We start from the raw sequence: 24,763 nt of genomic DNA on the forward strand, positions 1-24,763 counted from the left end.
TCGATCCGTTTGGTGCATTGTAGTAATACAGAGATGATAAAGATCTTATCAGAACATGGAGGGATCGTTTTGGCGAAGAGCAAACAGCATCAAGAAGCGCATGGGATTGGACAAATAGAACAACAGCTGAATGATCAAATGGAGGCTGCCGAAGAACTTCAAGGACAATCGAAGCTGGATCGAGACATACAAAAAGCCTCTCACCGTCAGGCTGATCCATTGAAAGATCTTTCGAAATAAGGAGAACTGTCATGAATAAACAAAGAGCGATTGAAATTTCGGAATCGGCCATTATGAAAAATGTCACTTATCAGGATACCCCTATCTTTATACAGCATGTCAATGAGGATGAAACCGCTCGGGTCTATCCGATCGGAAACTCGGAGCAGGAAATGACCGTCCCTTTATCCAGTCTCACCGAGCATCCATAAGATAGAAACACTCACCCAACCTTAAACAAAAAATCCCATCCAATTTCGTTGATGGGATTTTTTATTGTTAAAACGAAATATGATTCAAGTAGCACAAGCTATTCCTTTATTTCAACGATGCCGGTACCTTTACCCCGAGGAGTTTACCCTCCGCTTGGATGATGATCACACCGTTTGTCTTTAGCGTCGACTCGTGTAAATCTGCACCCGTCGTTACTCTAAAAACTGGCAACGTCGTCAACATATTGATGCCGAGTAATGTGCCGTTACGCTGCGCCCGATATAACCCTTTCCCATATACGTCAATCTGCGCAACAGGTGCATCGCCTCTCCAATCGATCTGTTCTCCATTCGCCAGCTTGATGCCTGCCAGTTCACGAGTCATTATGTCTTTGAAAATCAACCGTTCCTGAACCAGTCCGATCAACTCCCAGTCGCCCCCATAAGGGCGAGGAAAAGTTCGCAGAGGAACCTCACCTTTCTTATAGGTGTCAAAATTGTATTCGGCCACCTTATTGCCCTGATCCATGTATAACTTCCCTTGGTTTATGAATAAGCCGCCTCCGCCGTACTCATATGGCGGCTCCCCCGACATTTTCCAGCTATAATCTCGGCTGCTCTTCTTTACGCCGGTCTTAAGGTTATACACATTTACGATCACTTTGCGGTCCGGCAGCGACTGATAATCAGTCAGCAATGGAGAATAATAGTCAACCGAATACACGAGACCGCTTTTAATTTGGAGCGCTTCTCCCTGACCAAAATGGTCCCATAACTTCTTGCCCGTCTTCTTGTCATAGGCAGTCAATTGAAGAGAAGTGAGCGCTCCTTGTATATAGAACGTCCGAAGGATTACTCCATCCGCCTCCTGAAGATAATCAGTGCCATGTCCTTCTCCTGACGGCTCGTTCGTTTTCCACCGTAACTTTCCTGTGGCTGCATCAAACGCGAAGGTACTGCTCCCTTTTATTGCATACAGCGTATCGACAGTTGGAACCAGCACTTCCGTACGAAGCCGAGTATCTATGTAGATGGATGTGTTCGACTGCCATTTCAATTTGCCTGTCTTTGCGTTCAAAGCGTATGGCATCTGATCTCCCGATAAGCCATAAATAACGCCATTATGAAATACAACGTAAGGCTTCAGGTCCTTACCGTAACTCCATAACCGCTTGCCTGTACTCGCATCGATGGCAATCAGCTTTTTCCCGGTGAATGCGAACACCTTCCCATCTTCAGCAATCGCCTGGCGACCTAGATAATTCTCGTCGTCCATATCCAGATAGTTGTCCACCTTCACCGTCCAAGAAGGTTTTACTTCAGGAACTTCGAAGACTGAGGAAGGATACCAGTTGCGTACCGAAACATCGGCAGGTTCTGCATTCACTTGCGTAGGTTGTACTGCCAACACGCCATGGACTGTAAGTAAGCCTGCTGCAATACTTGCAATGATAAGCCGGCGTAATTGACCTTTGAGATGTTTAATCCATCGTTTCAATTCAATTCTAAGCATGAATAGCCCTCCCATTTGTTATGGCTTCTTGCTTCACGACAAATACAACGCTCAGAGAAGGCATAAAGTTCCAAGCGAACTATAAATAATCTTTAAGTTCCCTTAAGTAATTGCCTACATAAAAACTGTTTATCATCCCAAAACGGGAATCAACCCCAATTCGCATTGGAGAAGATTCCCGTTGATTAAAATTTATTATTTCAAATAGCTTTCGGCAATTTTCATCAAGGTTTCTTTGCTTACTTTATTCATGTCTCCATCTATACTATAGACGTATTTGACCTTTTTGTCCGGGCTCTCGTATACCCATTTCAGCTCGTGCCACTGCGAAGGACCAAATTCTGTATGCAGCATTTCTACACCCTTCACTTGAATCTTCTCCTGCTTAAATTCAACTTTCTCGTCAATATACGTTGTAGGGTCGCTCTTTCCAGTCAGATTAGTGATATTAACCCCGATTTTATCCTCTCCATTTTGATACGTAGCATTGAGAATGAAAAACTGATCTGTCATTTCAACAGGCATCATGGCATATCCCTTATTGGACTCTTCCGCCTGCTTTCTCAGCTTTTCTGCCATTTTCTTATTTTCTTCCGAAGAAGGAGGATTCACTTCCTGAGCATTTTTAAACATTACGTCCGCCTTTTGGAATGTATAATTTCCATTGACTTTGTCTGCGATCTTAATGGATTTATCCGTAATCTTATCGCGCAATTGAGATAGATCTTGGAAGATAGTCACCTTCGTTCCAAGAATTGTTTCATGATTCGGGTTATTGGCAACCATATAGAACAGCCCAGCTTCCCCGTTCTTTAGCATCTTATCCTTAAGTTCATGAAATGCCTTGTAACGCTCTATCTCATCTTTCGATTCTGTTTTTCCGTAATCTTTCGTCGATTTAGTCTCATATACGACTTCGCCATCCTTGTTGTTCAAAGAATGATATTGAACTGCCGCATAACCCGTGGAGGCCATTAACATCATTCCTACAAACGCAGTCAAAGCAACTTTATATTTCACAAAAAACCTCTCCTTTTCTTTTGGCTGAGCATATAGTGTATTCATTACTTTTCCTGTCAGGTCGACGTCGGGAATGCGCGGGTCATCAAACAGTTTTTTCAAATCCCGTTCCCTGTCCATATTCATACATTCCCACTCCCTTTACTTGAGCATAATACTTTCGAAATTTTGCAGATGTACGTTCGTATTTTTTACGAAGGCTTGCGCTGTTCTTGCCGAGAATCAAACCGATCTCCTGGTAGCTCTTATCCTCGACACAACGTAAGATTAACAAATTACGCTCTTCCGCCGATAATTTCGCCATGGCCTGATGTACGGATTCATCAAAATAGTTGGCTTCAATATGCATATCGACATCATTATTTTCTTTATCATCCTGGTAAAAGAAAGGTAAATATTTCACCAGTTTTCGCTTACGGATGATGTCAATACATTGATGATAGGCTATCTTGTATAACCATGCGCCAAAATCCATCTCATATTGAGTATATTTCCGCAAGCTGCGGAATGTTTTCAAAAATACTTCCTGTGCGTTATCTTCGGCCTCGGCATGATTACCCAGCATATGATAACAGTAGAGAAAAATCGGTTTTTGATAAACCTTCATGATTTTCTCGAATTGTTCTGTCCCCCCATCCAACACATCTGCAATGATCTGACTTAGCTCCGCGTCATTCAAGCCCTCTCCCCCCCTTTCACTCTATACAACGAACAACTTGACCCATAATGTGACAGCACAATAAATCACTACGTTCAGTGGATTCCGTAAACCATATTCGTAAGGATGTGCTGATTGCTCCATAGACTTGCCCATAATCCCGATCCCATCCTGATAAAACATAGAAAAACCCATAGGAGCACACTCTTTTCAAAGTGTACATCCTACGGGTCACAGTTTTATAATAAATTTATAGCTGCAATCCTTCTTCAAGTTGGGTTAAAGACTCATCCAGCAATTTTGTGAAATCAACATCGGGATGCTCAGCGTAATAAAGCATCGCCGAGATATTAACTCCAATGATGGCGCCGGCTAATGTGCGAATAGCCAAATCATCCTCCTCCCGACCCATTTTTTTCGCAACAATTTTAGCAAGCATTTGCATAGTTTGAGCCAAATTATTTATTGCTGCTGCTCGAAGTTCAGGCACAGTCATGATCAGCTGATGTCGTTCATTCACCGTCTTAAATTCATCATCAGACATCTGAGTCATCGCTAATTTCACTGCATTACGAACAGCTTGAAGTGGGTTAAAATCGGAAGGTTGATCCTCGAAAGCCGAGATTAGAAGGGAATCATAATTATCAGTAATCAATACGTCTTCTTTATTTGCAAAATAACGAAAAAAAGTACTTGGAGAAATTTCCGAAGCCTCTGCAATTTGCTCCACAGTAGTTTCGTGATAGCCAAATTCTTTAAAGAGACGCAATGCATGCATCTGGATTGCGGCCATGGTTTTAGCTTTTTTACGTTCTCGCAACCCAATGGGTTTTTGGTTACTTGATGACATTCTGCTCACTCCCCAAAGGTATTTTGCTCGAACTCGTTTTCGATTCGACTACGAGTACTCTTAAAACAACGAATCTAGACGCCGACCATCCCATGCCATTAATTCATCGTCAATCCAACAAAGGAACCTAAAAGAATCGAGACTTCAGATCATTTTATCACGCTATTGAAATGGTAAGCAAGTTAACATAACTTACATGTCCCTTTGAACAATACCTGCCCATCCTGCACAACTTCCTGCAGCAAGTAACCCTAGAGCGCCGATCACGGATGCGATAGGCAGCCCATCCCCCCTACTAATGGCTGCCGCATCAAACAAATGAAACAAGTTAGCCTTACCCATCCACATAAAACTATCATTCAGTCCAGCGATTATATGTAATAAAAACATAATGGATACGATTCCAATCCCAATCGACAAAGCTCCCCGTTCAGAGTTCAGCCATGGCGATAAGGCAAATCCAATTCCCATAAATGCTAGTGAGGTCAATAATCCTGCCAACATAACGTCCGTTACTGCCCAAGGTGCATTCAGCATGCCGTTAAATCTACCTATCAACAAGACAATTCCTGTCGATACAACAGCAATGACCATCACTTGACAAATATGTGCGATCCATTTTGCCCAATAAATAGATGTTCGGCTATACGGAAGCGTAAATAAGAACTCTGATGTATGACGATCTCGCTCTTTGGCTATGGAGCCAATTGCCCAACTCATGGAGAAAAAGCCAAGGAGAAGTAAAAAAAACGTAAATGGTTGTCCGGATACCCATTCTTCAAAAGTTGAAAGGCTTTCGGAGTAGTTTAACTGGGAGGCTGCTGCGGGGATGGCTTGGAGAAGTCCTACGACTAATAAGGCGATCCAGAAGCTTCTTTTATTTTGATTAAACTCATAACGCATCATTATATTCATATCGGAGCCCCCCATCTGATCCCGAAACATACTCGCTCATAAATTTTTCCTCAAGCGACGTTCTTCGCACGCTCAAATCCTTAACTGGCATTTTGGACAGCATAGCAAGAATAGAACGAAGTTCCTTATCTTGAATGCGAAACCGGTAAATCCCGTTTTCACATCTGGTATTTCGATCAACTTCATACAGTTCCTGCAGTTGACCGAGCTCATCTATTTCAGAAAAAGAAACCTCGATAAAATGTTCGCCCGCAGCGGAAACTTCTGATAGCGTTGATACTTGTATTAAGCGCCCGTCTCGGATAATAGCAACCTGGTTGCATAATTTTTCAACTTCTGTAAGGATATGAGTCGAGAAGAACACCGTTGTTCCCTTTAATTCATTCCATTCACGGAGGATTTGGAAAAATTGCTGCTGTACGAGTGGATCCAATCCCGAGGTGGGTTCATCTAGAACAAGCAATTCGGGATTATGAATAAGCGCAAGAAGAATGCCGAGTTTCTTTCGATTTCCGAGTGAATAGGACTTAACTTTCTGATTCCCATTCCATTGAAGTCTTTCTGCATAGTCATGAATCGGCGACTTTTTTAAGTTTATTCCGTATACGTTTGCAGTGAAGTTCAGAATTTGATTCCCTGTCATATCTGGATAAAGCCGAACCTCGCCGGGGAGATAACCTATTTTTTTGCGCAGTTGAGGGTCGTCGCCGTTGACACGATGTCCCAATACGAAGATCTCTCCTGATGTAGGAGCAATCAATTGCATAAGCAGTCGTATCGTCGTTGATTTTCCAGCCCCGTTAGGCCCGATAAATCCAAAGATTTCGCCTCGGTCTACCTTTAAATTCAGATCAATCACACCACGCTTGCCGTTATAGGTTTTATTTAGATTTCGAAAAAGAATGGCAGACATAGTACACCGCCTTAATTATTATTTTACTTTACATAATTCTGAGGAAAGATACGTGATATTATCATTGCGTCCCCTCCTCAATTTCGCAAACAAAAGTATAAGCCCCCGCCTTCGTAGTAGAGCAGAATCGAAACAGACTGCTTATTCCCCAGTCACATTTTGATTAATCTCAGGTGCTCTGTTGGAGCTTGTTTTCTTTTGTATAAAAATGACGGTTAACAGGAGTCCTAGAACCGTGGCTCCGCCGCATACCCACAACATTGCCTCCATTCCGGCAACGAACGAAGCATGTACTGAGTTCAATAAAGATGCCGAGTCAATTTTTTGTGCCACGGCTGCTCCAGCGGAAACATTGCGCTGCACGACTTCTGCAACATCTCCCGGCAAATCGATCAAGTCCAGATTATTCCGATAGTTCGTGCTGAGAACGCTCCCTAGTATAGCAACTCCCATCGTCCCCCCCACTTGCCGCAATGACATAATGAATGCCGAACCTACGCCGCTTCGTTCCGCCGATAACGGCGACATCGCAACGTCCATTGCCACGGGCAAAGCCAAGCCAATACCCAAACCGACTACTGTAACCCATATTGAGGCAAAACCGTAACCGCTATCTACACCCGTATTGGTTCCAATCGCTAATCCAGCAGACAGTATTAAGAAACCAAGTGCCAACGTAGCCCGAGTGCCAAACTTCGATTGCAGTTTATCGGATATAGGGGCTCCAATCAGAAGACCAAAAACTAAAGGCAATAAACGCAATCCGGAATCTAACGCATCAACCCCCTGCACCGCCTGGAAATATTGCGGTGTAACGAATAATACTCCAAACATGGCAAAAGAGATGACTGTTGCCAATATCGAACCCCATGTAAATTTGGATGAACGAAATAAAAAGGGATCAATAAGCGGATGCTTGACCCGTTTTTCCCAAAACATGAAAAATACTAGACAAAATATCCCGCCAATCATAGTAGTTAATGCTGCAACGTCCCCCCAGCCCTTCTCGCCTACTTCAATTACTCCGTATGTCAAACCGACCAACCCAAGGCTCGAAGCTAGGATCCCTATCGCATCCACTTTGTGCTTATCTTCGCTGCGCGTTTCAGGCAACAAGATAGAAACGGCGATTAAGGCAATGATGACTAGTGGGATATTGATAAGGAAAACGGATCCCCACTCATAGTTATTCAGCAACCAGCCCCCAACAATCGGCCCCAACGGTATGCCGATCGCGTTCGCCATCATCCATACACCTATTGCTTTAGGGCGTTCTTCCTCAGAGAACAACACCGGTATAATCGACATTGACAATGGTACCAATAAGGCGGCACCAAGTCCCAGAAAGGCGCGTCCGGTAATCAGCTCCCAGGATGAACTGGCGTAAGCACATCCTGCAGAGGCCACCCCAAACACAAGCAAGCCCATAAGAAGCATCCTCTTTCTTCCCAATCGATCACCTAACAAGCCAGCTGGCAAGAGCATAGCAGCAAATATTAGGTTATACGCATCTGCAAACCACTGCAGATCTCCATTTGTTGCATGCAAATCCGTGGCAAGAACGGGCAGGGCGAGGTTAAGAATTGTCATATCCAGTCCGACTGCAAGGATTCCAACTGCAAGAGCGCCCAGCACCCACCATCTTCGATTCCCTTGATCAATAATGACAGTTACCACCTTTCGATATTGAATTTATATTGAAATACTATATCATTTGACAGTCGATGTCAAATTTTTTATTGAAATGATGGTTTGCAGAGAATGAAATGAGAAACCTTGTCTCCCCACCTTTTTACGGTTTTTTGAATACTAAAAAAGCTTGGAATCCTTTTTCAGATCCCAAGCTATTATAAGGAATATTATCTTGTCTTACATGTTACCGCGTCGCTGATAGACTCGACTTATAAGCTCTTCAATGATTTCATCCGGTGACCGGTCAACCATCCAGGTTTGGCCATACATTTGCAAAATCTTAATGACTGGACAGTCTTCCCAAAATCCGATGAACTCTTCATTGAGGTAAATCTTCTCTACGACATGCTGATTCATCTCGTTCAGACACTCTTCCAATACGGATTTCGCAGTGGGGTCGTTGATCCAATCGCTAACCAAGCTGAATTTATGAAATGATACTTCTTCCTTGCCAAAATCACAATACAGTCGCTCCGTAATTCTGATATCACGAGAAGAGCTGCCAAGTGCAATTTGGAAATAACCACTCTCCGCTACCCAGCGGTTATATTTGGTGTTGTAATAAGCAAAGTCTCTCTCTTCAAGTTCAAAGACAATCTGCTGTTTCTCCCCAGGAGCCAACTCGATTTTGGAAAATGCCTTCAATTCTTTCTCTGGACGTGTCCATGTGCATTCTTCGTCGTGGATGTAAAGCTGAACGACCTCTTTCCCTGTTCGGTTTCCGATATTCTCCAGCCAGAAAGAGACTGTGATCCCTGTCTCCGTTTGAGCTACCTTCATATCCTTATAGGCAAATGAAGTGTAGGATAAGCCATGGCCAAACGGAAACTGTGGAGCGAGTTCCTTCCTATCGTAGTATCGATAGCCGACGAACAGCCCTTCACGATAATACAGTTTGCCGTTTTCACCACGGATCCTCATATGTGAAGGATTGTCAGAAAGTTTAACCGGAAACGTCTCGGACAGTTTACCGGAAGGACTCACCTGTCCAAACAAAATTTCAGCAATTGCTTTACCCATGCCTTGTCCGGACAGCCATGAGTGAATGACAGCGGGAACATGCTGAACCCATGGACGCATCGCCAAGGCTGAACCACTGCTGGTCACCACAATACATTTAGGTTGTACGGCTGCAATCGCTTGAATAAGCAGAATCTGCTGTTCTGGCAAATCAATGCCCTTCAAATCACGCATCTCGGATTCGGCGTACTCAGGCTGGCCAACGAATATAACTGCAACATCCGATTTCGCCGCCAATGCGACACTTTCCTTTATCATCTCCACATGAATGGAGTCATCTTCAGGGTAGCCCTGAGCATAACTCATCTCAACGGAAGCTCCAGCCGACGCCTTCATTTCTTCAAATGGAATATCAACGCGCGTCGGCGTTACTTTTGCGCTGCCGGCTCCTTGAATTCTAGGTTTTTTGGCGAAACGGCCGATAACTGCAATGGAATGGGTTGACTCCGCATGGATCGGAAGAATGCCATTTTCATTCTTTAGGAGCACAATGCTTTCTGCTGCAGCTTTTCTCGCAAGATTGTGGTACTCCATATCAGATACCGGAGCAGATTCTTCAATACCAGTTACACGATCTACGAGTTTTAGAATACGGGCAACGCTTTTGTCGAGCTGCTCTTCTGCAAGATTTCCGCTCTCCACGGCTTTGATAATCGCATTTGTGTTATAACCGGCTGGCCCCGGCATTTCGAGATCAAGTCCTGCTTTCAGCCCACGGATCCGATCATTCACAGCTGTCCAGTCTGAGATGACGACGCCCTCGTATCCCCATTCTTCTCTCAAGATATCATGTAATAAATGCTCGTTCTCACTAGTATACGAGCCATTAAGCAAATTATAGGAGCACATGACGGTCCAAGGATCCGATTTTTTAATAATTCGCTCAAAGGCGCTTAAATAAATTTCGCGAAGCGTTCGTTCGTCCACCTCTGAACTCGTCACCATTTTCTCGAATTCCTGATTGTTGCAAGCAAAGTGTTTAAGCGAAGCGCCAACTCCTTTGCTTTGGAGACCATTGATGAAAGCAGCGCCCAGTTCGCCTGTCAGACAGGGATCCTCGGAGTAATATTCGAAATTTCTTCCCCCAAGCGGAGTCCGCTTCATGTTGATTCCTGGGCCGAGCAGCAATTCGACTCCCATCTCTTTGGATTCATTACCGAGTGCCTCCCCAACTTCGTGCAGCAGTTCAGTATTCCACGAAGAACCGATAGCGGAGCCCGTAGGATAACAAGTTGCGGGAATATTCTCTGTCGTGATCCCCATTTCATCGTCACTGTTCGTTTTTCGAATCCCATTCGTTCCGTCATACATATGAACCGGCGGAATGTCGAGTCTCTCGATCCCTTTGGTCATCCACATATTTAATCCCGCGCACAGGGATGCTTTTTCAGTAAGTGTCATTTCCTTTATCAATGCGTTAATAGATGCTTTCATTTGTATCCACCCTTTCATATCAAGCTTCTTCTTGTAACCCCCGCTCTTTCTTCAACTCCTGCGCATCGTACAGTTTGAAAAACGGAAACCATACGGCGAACACAATCAGCAAGACGACGGCGAGCAGAATAAGTCCATTTAATCCGGACATGAGGTAAGTCGATACACCGATCGGCGTATACCATAGCTGGAAGATTTTACTCGGGATTTGTGCAAAACCCATATCAAGAGCTAAGTAGACAATAATGGGCGTAATGAGACCGTTAATCCACATAGGCACCATCAATAGCGGATTGAAGGCAACCGGTGCTCCATACACAACAGGCTCGTTAATATTAAACAGGGAAGGAATTAATGTTGCTTTACCAATGGTTTTCAGCTTTTTGGATCTGGCAAACAGGAACCAGATAACAAGCGGCAATGTTGCACCCATTCCTCCGATTCCAAGCCATCCGGAGAAAAATGTTTCAAATGTATTAATGTTGACAGGATCCAGTCCCTGCGCAACCAATGCGGCATTTTCCTCAATCGCCGGAATCCATATGGCATACCATATTGGCATCAGAACCCACGGGCTAACTCCGAAGGAATATAGTACAACCCCAATAAAGTTAAATAGAATAAATCCGAACAAGCTTTGCCCCATAGCATTAATAGGTTCAAACACGCTCACAATCAGTCCAAAGATGTCAAAGTGGAGCTGATATACTAGAACCCAGCCTATGCCCATGATCACGGCAATCGGTACCAGGAAGTCAAACCAATCCATAATAAACTCTGGCATGGAAGACCCTTTTTTAAAGAAAGAAAACTTAGCGCAGACATTCATGATTACGGCGATGAAGACGCCTACAATGAGTGCCGTAACCATACCCGCAGGACCGAAACGCTCAAGAATGAACTGAACGGTTCCGTCTTCGTTTACGACGGGATTAAGCAGCATGAGGAATAAGGATATGCCGGTCATTCCTGCGAGCAGCTTGATTTTGTGCCTCTCCTTTTTCTCCATAACGGTATACGGCGTCAGAAATGCAATAAACAAACCGAGAAGACCAAAACTGAATGTTGTGATTGGCGTCAAATCCGGCATGCCAGGAATGAAGTCTTGCAAAATTGAGATCAACGTAATAATAGAACCAATAAAAATCATCGGGATGGCAACCATAATGGCTTCTTGTATTGATGCTATCCAAATGTTATTTGTAATCGCATCCAATCTTGGCGCAAATGATTCCGTCATCCATTTCATAAAACGCTTCATCTGTTGATTCCCCTCCTGTAATTCTGTTGTGCGCATAGCTATAGTATAGGTACTTTTGTTAACGCTTACTCGTTGTAAATTGCCTCGCCTATGGGCGTTTTTTGTTCAATTCTTATCCTTAGATCCGGCTAATCGCATCTACTTGGAATCGACAGCAAAAAACACCCCCTCTCATGGAGGAGGTGTTCTTGAAGATTGTGTTTAAAACTGTTTCTCTAATGTGAGCAATAACACACCATGCAGTGGAAGATTGATTTCTTTCTGCCAACCTTGATCCTGTAATATCTCTGTCCGGATGACCGGGCCGCTTCTTCCGTGAAGATACGCAAGTTCCTCCTCCGTCAAGATTTCGGGTGCTCCCATGCGAACCCACTCATCAAAAACGGAGCCATGATCCCGGTCCATCTGATAGGTTGTGCATTTATAGGTTCCCGGTAGATGAGGAATATTGATTTGAAACACCTTGCTGCCTTTCTCTTCGAACACGCTGTAACGGTTATGATTGGACATCTCCGACCAGTCCCCGCTTGAAAACATATGATCTAAATGGACGTAATGATACAGCAGAAGTTGTATGCTCCCGTCTTTATTCTGAGTACCTACATAACCATCACCCTTAACGATTATCTCTTCACCCAGTTTCTGAAGAAGCTCAAAGGCGTAATAGCTCGGCTTCTTAAGTCCATCCCGATTCATTAAACCAAAGCCTCCATAAAACGGAGAGCATGGAACAAGACTTTCCTCAAACACATCAGTGAAGCACCAAAAAGCCATGGCCTGCACATCTCCCAGTGTATTCATCGCATGATACATCACGAATGGGGCCATAAACATGGTATCGTGCAACAGATGCCGGTCATAGAGGGAAAAGTTCCATTCGGTAATATGCAGCTCCATATCACGGAAAGCGGCAAGCTCCATTTTTTCCTGCAGTCGATGGATGCTCACTTTATAAAAAGTTGGAGGCATCATTTTCGTTAACATATTCTGCTCCGCTTTGAGCTGAGGATACTCCGAATAGATATGAAAAGAAAAGAAATCGATCGCTGCATGATGCCTCTTGCAATATTCCATAAACTCCTCGGCCCATGTGTCGTTCCAAAGTGAACCATAACCTAAAGCAGGTCCGCCTGTTTTTAGTTCAGGAAGAACCGACTTGATCACTCGAACGGTAGATTCATAAAAGGAGAAGTATTCCTCTTTGCTTCCTGCCCAGCAAACGCCTGATAAATCCGGTTCGTTCCATACTTCAAAGTACCACTGTTTTACTTCCTCGGCCCCGTAGCGGTTTAAGCAATGCCGAACGAACTCACGAACAAGCGCCTCCCATTTTGCCTGATCAGCTGGAGGGGAAATATTCCCTTTCCACCAGAATACCGTTTCGTTAGAACGGCTGAGCAAGGTCGGCATAAAGCCTAGCTCTACAAACGGCCTGATTCCCAGCTCAATAAGAAAGTCATAAAGCTTGTCAACATAAGCCCAATTATAGACCGGAGTACCGTCATCCTCTTCGTTGTATACCATCATCTCATCATTAAAGATTCCATGAAAACGTATATATTCAAAAGGAATTCGTGCTTTAAGCTCGGAAAGCTGCCGACGCCAGTCATCGCGCAGCCCTTCAACTGCCCTGCCCGCTGTTGTGGTAACATTCCAGTGTTTTTTGTACCCTGTTGACAACATTCCCGGCTGAATCCGAATTTGCTCCTGATCCGTAACAACCGACGTTAGTGGGTTCGCCCTTTCCTGTTCTTGATCCGACTTCGCTTCCAGATATCGATATAACGACCCCATCGCATTGATCGTATCTAATTCATAATAGTCCCCACTAGAGGACTCTTCATATGTAAGCGGTTTTCGATTAGGCTTATCCTGAAGCGGAGCAGCGGCTTCACGATACGAGCTTGGTGTACAACCGTACTTTTCTTTGAAATACTTATTGAATAGCTTCACGTTCGCAAAACCGCAACCCATCGCAATTTCGGTAATGCTCTTTTCACTTCCGGAAAGCTCCGATTGGGCCTTCTCCAATCGGATCAGCGTTAAATACTTTTGGAAAGGAATACCGATTTTATCGGTGAAAAAGTGAGAAAAATAATGCAAACTTAAGTGTTCTTGTTCCGCCATCGTCTGCAGCGTAATCTTCTCTTTATAATTTTGATCGATATAGGTAAGAACCCGATTCAACCTCTTATAGTCATAACTCTTGCTACCATCTTCAGCTTCCGGATTGATTCCTTCCGAAAAATATCGCAATAAATGCCCACATAAGGTTTGCAGCCTTCCCATCGTGTAGCTTCGATAGCCTGGAGACTTCTTGTTCATCTCCCACACCATCTTTGCAAGCTCTTGCTTGATTGTGTCAAATCGGAAGCCGATCGGCTCAGCCTCTGTCGTAGAATTACAGGAAATAAAAACATTATTATGCAGCCACTCCGGGCCGAATTGAAGCGTTAATAAAATATTGTCAGGGCTATTCTGTTCAAACTTATGGATCGACATGCTGTTCACCACAATGACATCGTCCTGATGCAGGGTATACTGCTTCTGGTCAAGATGCATGATAACAGAACCTTGGAGAACATAGACAATCTCCACCTCTTTATGCCAGTGAAATGGAACCTGCTTCACACTGTTGACAAACAGCTTAAAAGGCATGTCATCTTGATGCTCGATAAATTCATAAAGGTAACGCATATTGGGCCCTCATTTCTTATGAACTGAAAACGATATATCTTTATTGTACATATCGAACGGATGATAAAGTGACTCATAGATTGCAAATATCATCATAAATTATAGAACCTTATCATGATAGCATGTATAGTTTACGACTTTTACATACATTAGAACACAGGCTATCCGGAGCACTAAATGTTATTATACTAGTTTAGTTTCATTGTAAAGAAAGCTGATGCCGATTAGATAAAAACCTAATCGGCATCATGGTGTTCAGTTTCTTGAAAGGATGTCTGTAATCCTATGGTTCATGACCAACAAAGTGAAGGGCTGCCCAAATGGCAGCCCTTCTGTCTTAATCCAAGATTTCATTTGAACGTGGTTTTAATGTAGTCATTAATCTCCGTTAATGATAAGAACAGGATGAATGGCCGTATCCGAATGTTCCTTGGTCGCATAATCTGCGCCCATATCTTCATCTAGTCCGACGATGCGGAAGCTTACGACTCCATCCGATTGACTGTTTACAAATGAAGTAACATCAAAGCTCACATAGGCACCTGTTTGACTTACCGTCACGGTCTCCAATGCAGACCCGGCTTCTGTCGGCTGGTTGGTTGCGTTGATCGACGTTTCAGACCATGCATCATTGTTGATTCCCCTGGCTTCCACTGTATAGGAGCTCGTATTGCTATGAATATTGGTTACATAGATTTTGAGAATAGCAGAGCTTACGGACCCGCTTAATGAGGTAGTATCAAATTTCAAGTATCCTGCTCGATCATAAGAGGCATTGGAGGCGCGCAGCTTTACAGTCATCGTATTCTGGGAGCCATATTGATCCCCGGCATACGTACCGCCACGAACGAAGCTGTCCTCGATCGCTGTAAGTTTGACAGGGTTCACCGTATCCCCGCTAGTGGTCGCACTGATTTCGTTGCTTGCAGCCGAGACGTTGCTGGCTGCATCTTTCGCTTTAACCGTAAATGTATAGGTCGTGTTGGCGTTTAGCCCGCTAACCGTCGCTGTCGTGTCGGTAACGATGGCAGCCAACGTGGCGCCCTCATAAACATCGTAACCGGTAACGCCTACGTTGTCCGTTGCAGCACCCCATGAAAGCGTAACGCTGGAGGAGGTCGTGTTGGTTACTGCCAAATTCGTTGGAACCGTTGGTGTCTCCGTATCCGAGCTGCCCATAGAATCTGTTCCGTACACTTCAAACTCATATAAGGAATATCCGTAAGGGGTACCTCTGGCCGTTCCGTACATCCTTACGTATCTCGCATTTCGGTTCGAAATGGCAATATCATCTATGGCGCCATTCCCGGTTGTTGTGGAGAATACATCCGTCCAATTGGTAGGTGTCCCGTTATCGACAGATACTTGAATCTTGTAACTCTTCGCATAGGCTTCTTCCCAATTTAATTGGATTCGGTTGATGTTCTTCACTGCCCCGAGATCGACATAAATCCATTGCGGGTCAACGCCTTCTGCGCTTGCCCATCGCGTTGCCTGGCTGCCGTCAAAAGCTTTAGCTGGCTCAAAGCCCGAGGCTTCGCTTGAGCTTGCAACGGCCGTCTTGTTCAAGGCAAGATTCGGGGACGATGTATCGTTATTTGTTGTGGCTGTCACTGCATTGCTTGCGCCTGATATATTCCCGGCGGCATCTTTGGCTTTGACCGTAAAGGTGTAGGCCGTGTTGGCGCTCAAGCCGCTGATGGTCGCATTCGTTCCTGTAACGGAAGCCGCTGGTGCTGAGCCGTTATAAATCTCATAACCCGTAACCCCTACATTATCCGTAGAAGCGTTCCATGAAAGAGAGATACTGGACGAAGTCTTTGCAGTAACCGCCAAATTCGACGGAGCCGTTGGTGCTTGCGTATCTGCTGGGTTGCCTCCCCCTCCTGGCTTCCACCAGTTACCTGAAATGAACAGCATGTTTAAGAGGGTGAAGCTGTCGCTGTAATAGCCGGATTTATGACTTTTCATCCAGTCCCAGCCGCTATTGATCCAGGCCTGGTTTCCGCTATTCGGGGTTCCTGCCGAAATAAACGGAGCCACAAACACACCTTCCGCCCCGCTTGCCGATGGAGACACCGTTCCGTTCAATAGATACCCGTCCCGAATATTGTTGGGGTTGCCGCTCGTCTTTCCTTTAATCCAGGAAGCCAGTTTATCGGTGATCGATTTGGCTCTCGTCTCACCATAATGCGCGTAATCCATCACAATCCTGAGTGGTACCCGAGCGGCATTATAATTGTATTCGTCCGTTTCCGGGAACTCTTCCAAATAATTTCGTGGAGCGGGCTTTGGAGGATTGTCAACGACAAAATCCGAAATCAACCCCGTGTTCGGCGAATAGGAGGCGCTGAATGAACTATAGACGTTGTACAGGTTATTGATGACATTCAACCACGTTGAATCGCCGGTAACCTCGTAAAAGGCTCTTAAATGGCTGAGCATCCAATCCGAAGGTCTCGTGTTCAGTGCGCTTTTGCTATCCCAATCGCCCAGATTTAACCGGTTGTTAGTCGTGACATTGCTTTTCTTGATTCCATCCGTAATCATTTTTTTGGCTTCCGCCAAATAATTGATTGTACCGGATGAACCCCATTGATCATGAGCAAGAATGAGCGAGTAAGCGATGTCCAGATCCCCGTCGGTCGCCGAGTAGAAATCTCCCTGCGCGTTTTTGGAGTCCGCTACGACCCAGCCCATCAGGTTAGGATTTCCCTTGCTTTTATAAGCTCTGGCCGTTTTGAACAGGCCGTCGTAAATGGTTTTGGCATTCGGATCATAACCAGCCATTAACACCGTAATGAGCATGCCGTATCCTTGACCTTCGGAAGAGCCCAACGCCTTATACCCGCCAGGTTCTCCTGTAATTTCGCCTTTCACATAATATCCGCCGGGCAAGGAGGACAAGTTGTTCTTCAAATAGCTGGATTTCCATGAATTATAGTAAGCGATAACGTCTGCATTCAATTGCGACTGCGAGAGATGATTGGGCTTCGTAATTCCAGCAAAACTTGCTTGCTGGGGAAATGGCTTTTGCTCGCCTGCTGCATAGGCTTTTTGTACAAACACCGGTGAGAGAAAAGTCGACATCAAAAGGACGAGGCAAAGTGCGTGAATGGACCATTTTTTATACATTCCTATTCCTCCTATTGGATTGGTTTCGGGCATCTTGCCTGTGACCATAGTTACTTCTAAAAGATAAGCCCTGCGTCATTGCTGATCATATCGCCGGGATCCGTATCGCTGCTTGAAGCAGCGGAACCGTACACCTCAAACTCGTACAAAAGTACCCGTAGGATGTTCCTCTTGCCGTGCCATACATCCTTACATATCTGGCATCCCGTGCTGCGAATGAGATTTCGTCCATCCCTCCGTCACCGGTTGAAGTGGAGTATACCTCCGTCCAATTTACAGGCGCTGCCGTATCCGTCGACACTTGAATTTTGTAGCTTTTCCCATAGGCGTCTTCCCATATGAGTTTGACTTTATTAATGCTTTTTGAACACTCGGTATAAGCAATCCCCCTTTCACGGAGTTATAAAAACCACATTCTGGGATGTATACAAATTATTGTATGGTATCTTAGTTCTAATCCCATTTCTCAAATTCGGAAAGGGACTAAATTAAGGTGTATTGTTGTTTTTTTAAGGTTGTCATGTAATCGACTATGAATTTAACTAAAATAGGAGGGACACTAGTGTACCCGATCACATAGACCTCGGGTCTGGATAACGGATAAGCAAAAAGCGCTGTTATCAACAGGCTTACGACGGTTCCAACCAGCGTGGTCAAGATCGTGACTCCGTAAGCTTTCGCTATTTCCGAAAAATCATTGAATAAAAATTGATAGGCCGCAAAGCTGATTTGACTGGGAAACAATGAGTATCCGTTCTGTAAGATGGAATCTTCACTGGATATCGACACCATAAAGACCAGGATGAACGGAATTAACGAGGCGACTGTAAATGCCCAGAAAAACAGGTGAATCGAAGATGCGCCGATCCATTTTTTAGGGCTCCATTCCTTCACCATTTCTATCTCTCCCCCTCTGTTAAAATAAAGCGTCACGTTTATTAATGCGTCTTACTGCCGAATTTGCTACCAGGATGAGCACTAAACAAACGACGGATTGATAGAATCCAGCTGCTGTCGACATGCCGATATCCCCGGATTGAATCATGGCACGATAGACAAAGGTATCGATGGTATTCGTCGTCGGGATCAGAGCGCCTGTATTCATAGGAACCTGATAGAATAATCCGAAATCCGACCGGAGAATGCCGCTGACCGCAAGCAGGGTCATGGTGGTGATGACAGGCAAAATAAGCGGGATGGTGATCCGAGTCATCTGCTTCCACTTGGTTGCACCATCAATCGTGGCAGCTTCATAGTATTCTTTGTCTATTCCGATAATGGAAGCGAAATAGATGATGGATAGATAACCTACGTTAACTTCCATGCATTTACGATGACCAGGATGTAAGGCCAATACGTGGGTTCTCCATACCAAGACACCGCCTCCGAACCAAACCAATGGATTAATAACCTGTTCACAAGACCGCTATCCACATTCAAAAAGCTGTAGACCAGATAGGCGACCACGACCATCGAGATGATATGCGGCAGCAGGAATGTGCTTTGATAGAACCGGCTGGTGAGACGAACCCCTCATGTTCCAGCCCCTTCTTGTCACGTCATGTAAACCCTTACATCCTCATTCTATAACCAATGATTCTGGTCAACCACTATCCTTATGACTTTCTGATACCACAATGATGACTTCTTTTCTTCCGGTTTCAAATGGCGATTGACAGTTTTAACCATACTCATTATGCAAGGGGCGTAATCGCCGACACGGTTCATATAAAGATCAGGACGGGTTGTTGAACAGCTTGCAGCCATTCCAAAACGCACGAAAAAGCTGTTTAAGTTTTTTAAACGCAAAAAAGGGGGTCCCAAAAGGTCCTTTGACCTGGGACGCCCTCGCTGTCTGTTGTTTGACGCTGCGCGTATGAATCTCTCATTAACAATGAGGTGGCTCGTTTAGCAAAGTCATACTTGATTAATATAAAATAAAACATTTTCATAGTGTTTCATAAACCTTTTATAATTCGTTGTTTCCTTCAGTACAATTATGGTTGGATAAGCATTTACTTTGCGTTGTTTTAGTGTAGCTAATACTTCCTTCTGTTCGATGCAATAAAATTTCCCTTCTTTATATTGAATAAGAAGTGGTGGAAGAGTAGCTGAGTCTGCTTCATCGGTACAGTCTTTCCCGGGCATGATTCCATTAAGCTCGATGAGACGCAAAGGAAATTTAACAACACCGAAATACAAATACTCTTTTCTCATAAAATCATGTAAACTAGGAGCAGCATTTCGGGAGTGGAGCATATAACAATGAATCCATTCTTCGAGCATTCCGATATTCGCATACTGTACAGCAGATCGTACAGTTGGAGCATAAGTGAATTGTTGGTCATTTTTCTTCGAATAAATGATTTTCTTAATGGAATCCAAAGATAAAAAATACTCATCCGCAAGTTCCGAAACCGTTACCCCATTTGCATACTTATTGCGAATCATAATATTACGCCTTTGTAATTGATTTCGGTAACCAGACTTCTCGCCCCAACCCCTTTTTTCCTCTCCAGTAGGAATATAAAGAAGTTTTCCAGCAGCGTATTTCTGAATTTCTTTCAATAACTTCTCAGGTATGATATCGCTGGCATTTTCATATTTCATAGGATCACCCTTTATAAGGCGTATATTCGATCCTTCAGTTGACCGATAGATTTCATAATAGAATTGCAAGATTCTATGTCATCGATCGACGCATGCCACCGCAAAACATCGATTCCCTTGTAATACGCCATACATAAAAATCGTTCTTTAAAATCCGGTATGACAATGTTCCTTTTTTTGCAATACTCGAATAACAATTCAGGTATGTTTAAATAAGGCTTATTTAAGTCCATAATGACAAAATCTAAAAGGAAATCGCATATGCCGGATCTGCTCCAGTCTGGGAAACCGACCGTCGTTTTTCCATCTGTGATCATTATTTCAAAAAACGTATTATTATTAACTAAATAACGTTTGCCTTCACAATAATCAATTCTAGTGTCCATTTCCATCAAGTATTTTTCGACAAAGTCACGATCTAAAATCGTTGTATCAAAGAGTTCCTTCCAATTATACCAGTATCCTTCTTTATCTTCTGCAAATGTGTCGATTAGAAATTGCCTGCAGGTGCTATACTCTGTTTTGCAATCCTCGTTGAACTCACCATAGCCTTCTACTCCCGCTATATCCGCTGCACTAATTTCCAAGACTTTGTCAAAAAACAACTCGTAACAATCTGCAAACTGATTTGGGCTTAATTCATCTGCGACAAATCCATTTGGTGTCATACTTACCTGATCCGAAAGCATGGACTTAATTATACTGTCTTTACTCATGTTCATATCTCCTTTACATCAACAATGGTTATACACATCAGCTGCGCACTGATATGGGGTAATGATAACATTGGCCATGTATCGGATATAGGCAACGAATAGGTTTAGTCAACTTTACACCAGCCTCTTGTGATTACCTCAATTCTAACAGTACAATTTACCCTCAATCATCGTCCACTGCACTTGATACCTTTCGTCCATCAGGACGAGATCCGCATTGTATCCTACCTCGATTTTTCCTTTGTGAGATAAACCCAGAATACGGGCCGGCGTAGTTGAAGCCATGTGCACGGCGTCCTCCATTGAAATTCCGTTAGCCACGGTCAGACGTAACGCTTCATTCATAGTCACCGTGCTCGATGCTAAAGTGCCATCCGCAAGCCTTGCAATCCCCTCGGAAACGGTAACGTGATGACCACCAAACATATAATTGCCATCACCTAATCCCATCGCCTGAAGTGCATCTGTAATCAGCACCATGCCTTCAGGCCCTTTGAGACGGTGCATTAATCGGACAATGGCGGGATGAAGATGGATTTGATCGACAATCGCTTGCAGGCTGACATGCGGTTCTTCGAATGCGGCTACAATCAGTCCGGGGTCTCGATGGTGAATCGGTCTCATGCCGTTAAAACAATGGGTTACATGACTCGCACCGGCTGCGAAAGCCAGCTTCGCTTCCTCGTATGTGGCATCGGAATGGGCTACGGCAATCACAACATCCTGCTCTTTCAGATAGGATATGAGTTCCATGCCTCCAGGCAATTCTGGTGCGATCGTAACCATTTTAATGAGCGAACCCGCTTCTTGAAAAATTAACTTTATTTCTTCCAGATTCGGGTGGCGAAGATATTTCTCGTTTTGCATCCCTTTTCGCTTCGGATTCAAATAAGGTCCCTCCAAGTGAATGCCGGCAATCTTTGCCCCTTGTTCTCGTCCGATTACAGATTTTACGCTGCGAATCATATTGAGCAGATCCTCTATCGTCGAACTCACGGAAGTCGCCAGAAACGAAGTGCATCCGGTTGCAGCACAAGCGCGTGATACTTCTTGAATGCTGTCCTCGGTTCCGTCCATCATGTCATAGCCATTGGCCCCATGAATATGAACATCTATCATCCCGGGTATGAGCCACATTCCTTTGCCATCAATTAGTTCAGCATCAACTTCGATTGTTTCCAGTTCTTGCGTCGCTTCTATTCGCTTCAACTTCCCGTTCGCAATCCAGACGGTTGCAGAAGGAAGTACTTGATGAGGCAGGTGAACTTTGACATGTTGAATGATTTGGTTGTTCATTTCGACTCAACTCCATCCTGTTGATTATGGGTCTGACATTCTATAAGTGTAATATTTTTGTGGTCTAATATTTCCTGTATTTCAACGGGAATCGATTGATCAGTTACAATAATATCCACGTGATCAAAGTCCAACTTGAACCTCGATTTCACCGCGAATTTGGTATGATCTGCAACAAGTATGACCTGATCCGAGCGCCGGGCCATTTCTCTCTTCACCCTGACATCTTCTTCATATGGATAATAGAGTCCGTCTGGCTGGATTGCCGTCGCACCGATGAACGCTTTGTCAGCACGGATTTCACTGATTTTATCAATGACGGAAGGACCGTATAATAATCGATTTTGGGTATGCAGATAACCGCCAAGCAGGTAGATGCTCAGATCTTCCCGTTTGGAGAGTATCCCTACATTATCGATGGAATGCGTAACCGCTGTTATCTCTCTCGCTTGAATATGCTCCGCAACAAATTGAACGGTCGTAGATACGTCCAAAAATACCGTTTCGTGGTCCCGAATCAGTTTAGCGCCATGCTCGCCGATCACGTTCTTGCTCGTCGGCTCATCAATCAGTCGTTCCTGGTAAGAAGTAAGTTCCTTTTGAAGTTCAGGCAAGGCTACCCCTCCGTGCGTTCGAACGACCACGCCTTCTTGAACTAGTCTGACAATATCTCTGCGCGCGGTATCCCGCGACACTTGGAAGAACGAGCATATCTCTCCAACACTCATCGTTTTATGCTGTTTTAAGTAATCCAGTATTTTTACTAAACGTTCCTCTTGGAACACATCTTATCCCTCCCCGCTTAAGTATTTACATTCTGATTATAAGTATATATAAGCAATAATAAATAATCAATAAGTATATGTAAGTTGATTGCTGTTATTGTGAAAACTAAAAACCACGTTCTTCGTGGTTTTTAAAGTTGAATATATTCAGCCCTTCGACATTTTCCATCCCGACTATCGTACCGTGAGGCCATATCACCTCTTAAATAGAAGACAGGCAGGCCGCTTCTTGCATAGAAGCAGCCTGCCCTTACAATCGAATAGGAGAGCCGTTAATAAGTAAATGATTGTTTTACCGTGCCAATCCGTGCGTTTGCATATTGGATATCATTACATCTCATATTTTCAAACACCTGCACTGCGGCATTGGCTACATCGATATCCTGAGCGCTCGTTCCTCCACTTACACCAATGCCGCCCACAACCCTACCTTCGTGAACTAGCGGAATTCCCCCGCCAAGTATAACGACTCTTCCCTGATTCGTCGTGTTAATGCCAAATGTAGCTCCGCCCGGAAGCGCAGATTGCGCTAAATTCGCCGTCGGCATTTGCATCGCTACGCTGGTCCATGCTTTGCCTATGGCAATATCGATGCCTGCTATTCTGGCATTATCCATCCGATGAAAGGCAATGAGGTTCCCCCCTTCATCGACGATCGCTACATCAGAATTCAGACCCATTTGTCGAGCTTGGTGTTCAGCAGTTTCCAATAACTTCTTTGCCGCAGTCAAAGTGAGTTTGTACATGGTAGCTCTCCTTTACTTAAAAGAAATACTACATTATATGTCATTTGCCTATAGTGGTGAATTGGATTGTTTTCTCTACAGAGAATTTCATTCCGCACTTCTGCCGTCATTCAAAGAATCCAGTCAGCAATCGTTAAAACGAAAAAGCCGGCTGCTTGGCGACTTCTTATGCTTGCATGTTCGTGTCCTCCGACACCCCCTAACAGCTATTGTTGTATAATTTTTTGAAGAAGATTATCGAAGGCAGAAGGATTTCGATGGATATTCGATAATCTCATCAAGCCATATGCTCCATATTGGCGGATTAACCCTTCCTCGTTTAAAGCAAATTCCTTATGTTTATCTGGAAGGGTCATTCGCTGCGCCATCGTGGCATGATACACCCATGATTTCAGATAGCACTTTGGCCTCCAGTTCGTTCGTGTCCCCATATAATAGTAGTAACTCAAGAGCAAGCTATCGTCCTCGTATCCTTGTTTCCCTCGTAAAAATTGGGTATCGTATCCCCCTATTTCGCGTAAGATCCTTGCTTTATGAACTACAGGATGAACAAATCCTTCTACGACTTCATCTCGCTTCAATTCGCCCAATAAAGTAATTAATTCCGCCTCTTGATCATCAGGAGTCACTGCATCAAGGCCGCTTGGTTGCAGTTCACCATACATGGTCACAATGCCAGGGGAGATCATGGGTTCATCGGAATTGGCTAAAAAATCAAGCAGAGGTACATACCAGTTTCGGGGAAATACCATATCAACATGAATTTCTGAGATGTATTCAACATCCCTGTGATGTTTCCAAATGTACTCAAAACAGGTTTGTCTTGCTCGGGCGATACCTATATTCTCCCCATCGCCAAGAATTACCGCGGATAAGCCGCAAGAAGTTAGCAACGCCCTCAAATTATCATTACTTAGACACCCTTGATTATATAAAACAACAAGATGATCCTCCGATGACCGTAAGCTTTCGAAGCATGCTCTTGCCATACTTAGATCATCATCACGGAAACATTCGCTTCGGATCATTACAGGCAGGGTATGAATAATTTTCATAAAACCGCCCCTTTTT

At 44.2% G+C, this 24,763-nt stretch carries 21 protein-coding genes and 2 pseudogenes; 2 read left to right on the plus strand and 21 right to left on the minus strand.

The features are described from left to right. Positions 1-69: 69 nt before the first annotated feature. Together AB4124_RS26430 and AB4124_RS26435 are read left to right on the plus strand one after the other, a co-directional pair. On the plus strand, positions 70-240 hold the full coding sequence (locus tag AB4124_RS26430) for a hypothetical protein (RefSeq protein WP_430112475.1): 171 nt from the start codon (positions 70-72) through the stop codon (positions 238-240). An 11-nt stretch (positions 241-251) separates the two neighbouring features. Continuing rightward, on the plus strand, positions 252-431 hold the full coding sequence (locus AB4124_RS26435) for an H-type small acid-soluble spore protein (RefSeq protein ID WP_076321652.1): 180 nt from the start codon (positions 252-254) through the stop codon (positions 429-431). A gap of 106 nt (positions 432-537) precedes the next feature. On the opposite strand, the gene AB4124_RS26440 is transcribed toward AB4124_RS26435, so the two are convergent. The 21 genes and pseudogenes from AB4124_RS26440 to AB4124_RS26540 all read right to left on the minus strand — a co-directional run bounded on the left by AB4124_RS26440 (position 538) and on the right by AB4124_RS26540 (position 24,747). Further along, positions 538-1,944, minus strand: coding sequence for an outer membrane protein assembly factor BamB family protein (locus tag AB4124_RS26440; protein ID WP_441974676.1), 1,407 nt, complete (start codon positions 1,942-1,944; stop codon positions 538-540). Between the two features lie 195 nt (positions 1,945-2,139). After that, positions 2,140-3,090, minus strand: coding sequence for a hypothetical protein (locus AB4124_RS26445; protein WP_441974677.1), 951 nt, complete (start codon positions 3,088-3,090; stop codon positions 2,140-2,142). Further along, the gene (locus tag AB4124_RS26450) at positions 3,050-3,643 is read right to left on the minus strand and encodes an RNA polymerase sigma factor (protein WP_441974678.1); all 594 of its coding nucleotides are present in this window, start codon (positions 3,641-3,643) and stop codon (positions 3,050-3,052) included. The genes AB4124_RS26445 and AB4124_RS26450 overlap by 41 nt, the downstream gene beginning before the upstream one ends. A gap of 229 nt (positions 3,644-3,872) precedes the next feature. Further along, positions 3,873-4,472: an acyl-CoA-like ligand-binding transcription factor gene (locus AB4124_RS26455; protein WP_076321656.1), complete on the minus strand. Its 600-nt coding sequence runs from the start codon at positions 4,470-4,472 to the stop codon at positions 3,873-3,875. 192 nt (positions 4,473-4,664) lie between these two features. Next, positions 4,665-5,387 carry an ABC transporter permease subunit gene (locus AB4124_RS26460; protein WP_430112481.1) on the minus strand — a complete coding sequence of 241 codons (723 nt, stop codon included), beginning with the start codon at positions 5,385-5,387 and terminating at the stop codon, positions 4,665-4,667. Beyond that, the gene (locus AB4124_RS26465) at positions 5,365-6,300 is read right to left on the minus strand and encodes an ATP-binding cassette domain-containing protein (RefSeq protein WP_430112483.1); all 936 of its coding nucleotides are present in this window, start codon (positions 6,298-6,300) and stop codon (positions 5,365-5,367) included. The genes AB4124_RS26460 and AB4124_RS26465 overlap by 23 nt, the downstream gene beginning before the upstream one ends. 141 nt (positions 6,301-6,441) lie before the next feature. Continuing rightward, entirely contained in the window at positions 6,442-7,977 is a 1,536-nt protein-coding gene (locus tag AB4124_RS26470; protein WP_441974679.1) for an MFS transporter, read from the minus strand. A 192-nt stretch (positions 7,978-8,169) separates the two neighbouring features. Then, positions 8,170-10,446, minus strand: coding sequence for a beta-glucosidase (locus AB4124_RS26475; protein WP_441974680.1), 2,277 nt, complete (start codon positions 10,444-10,446; stop codon positions 8,170-8,172). A 19-nt stretch (positions 10,447-10,465) separates the two neighbouring features. Continuing rightward, positions 10,466-11,707: a PTS sugar transporter subunit IIC gene (locus AB4124_RS26480; protein ID WP_441974681.1), complete on the minus strand. Its 1,242-nt coding sequence runs from the start codon at positions 11,705-11,707 to the stop codon at positions 10,466-10,468. Positions 11,708-11,908: 201 nt separating this feature from the next. Continuing rightward, complete coding sequence (locus AB4124_RS26485) at positions 11,909-14,404, minus strand: GH39 family glycosyl hydrolase (RefSeq protein WP_441974682.1); 2,496 nt, start codon at positions 14,402-14,404, stop codon at positions 11,909-11,911. A gap of 378 nt (positions 14,405-14,782) precedes the next feature. Then, positions 14,783-16,240, minus strand: a complete 1,458-nt coding sequence (locus tag AB4124_RS26490; protein ID WP_441974757.1) for a CBM96 family carbohydrate-binding protein — start codon at positions 16,238-16,240, stop codon at positions 14,783-14,785. Positions 16,241-16,291: 51 nt separating this feature from the next. Then, a pseudogene (locus AB4124_RS26495) lies at positions 16,292-17,458 on the minus strand (glycosyl hydrolase family 8); the annotation flags it as partial. Between the two features lie 166 nt (positions 17,459-17,624). After that, complete coding sequence (locus AB4124_RS26500) at positions 17,625-17,924, minus strand: discoidin domain-containing protein (RefSeq protein ID WP_441974758.1); 300 nt, start codon at positions 17,922-17,924, stop codon at positions 17,625-17,627. Between the two features lie 98 nt (positions 17,925-18,022). Continuing rightward, entirely contained in the window at positions 18,023-18,436 is a 414-nt protein-coding gene (locus AB4124_RS26505) for a hypothetical protein (protein WP_441974683.1), read from the minus strand. Positions 18,437-18,455: 19 nt separating this feature from the next. Beyond that, positions 18,456-19,066 (minus strand): annotated as a pseudogene (locus tag AB4124_RS26510) (ABC transporter permease subunit); the annotation flags it as partial. A 390-nt stretch (positions 19,067-19,456) separates the two neighbouring features. Next, positions 19,457-20,149, minus strand: a complete 693-nt coding sequence (locus tag AB4124_RS26515) for a CD3324 family protein (RefSeq protein ID WP_441974684.1) — start codon at positions 20,147-20,149, stop codon at positions 19,457-19,459. An 11-nt stretch (positions 20,150-20,160) separates the two neighbouring features. Then, entirely contained in the window at positions 20,161-20,865 is a 705-nt protein-coding gene (locus tag AB4124_RS26520; RefSeq protein ID WP_339265410.1) for a hypothetical protein, read from the minus strand. A 144-nt stretch (positions 20,866-21,009) separates the two neighbouring features. Then, positions 21,010-22,161 carry an N-acetylglucosamine-6-phosphate deacetylase gene (gene nagA / locus AB4124_RS26525; RefSeq protein ID WP_441974685.1) on the minus strand — a complete coding sequence of 384 codons (1,152 nt, stop codon included), beginning with the start codon at positions 22,159-22,161 and terminating at the stop codon, positions 21,010-21,012. Further along, positions 22,158-22,946 carry a DeoR/GlpR family DNA-binding transcription regulator gene (locus AB4124_RS26530; RefSeq protein WP_430112503.1) on the minus strand — a complete coding sequence of 263 codons (789 nt, stop codon included), beginning with the start codon at positions 22,944-22,946 and terminating at the stop codon, positions 22,158-22,160. Before AB4124_RS26530 ends, nagA begins: the two co-directional genes overlap by 4 nt. 272 nt (positions 22,947-23,218) lie before the next feature. Further along, a complete protein-coding gene (locus AB4124_RS26535; RefSeq protein ID WP_076321669.1) occupies positions 23,219-23,692 on the minus strand; it encodes a GlcG/HbpS family heme-binding protein in 474 nt (157 codons plus the stop codon). Positions 23,693-23,898: 206 nt separating this feature from the next. After that, complete coding sequence (locus AB4124_RS26540) at positions 23,899-24,747, minus strand: hypothetical protein (RefSeq protein ID WP_441974686.1); 849 nt, start codon at positions 24,745-24,747, stop codon at positions 23,899-23,901. Between the last annotated feature and the right edge of the window lie 16 nt (positions 24,748-24,763).

The organism is Paenibacillus sp. 2KB_20 (genome assembly GCF_052115765.1).
Taxonomy (GTDB): domain Bacteria; phylum Bacillota; class Bacilli; order Paenibacillales; family Paenibacillaceae; genus Paenibacillus_AQ.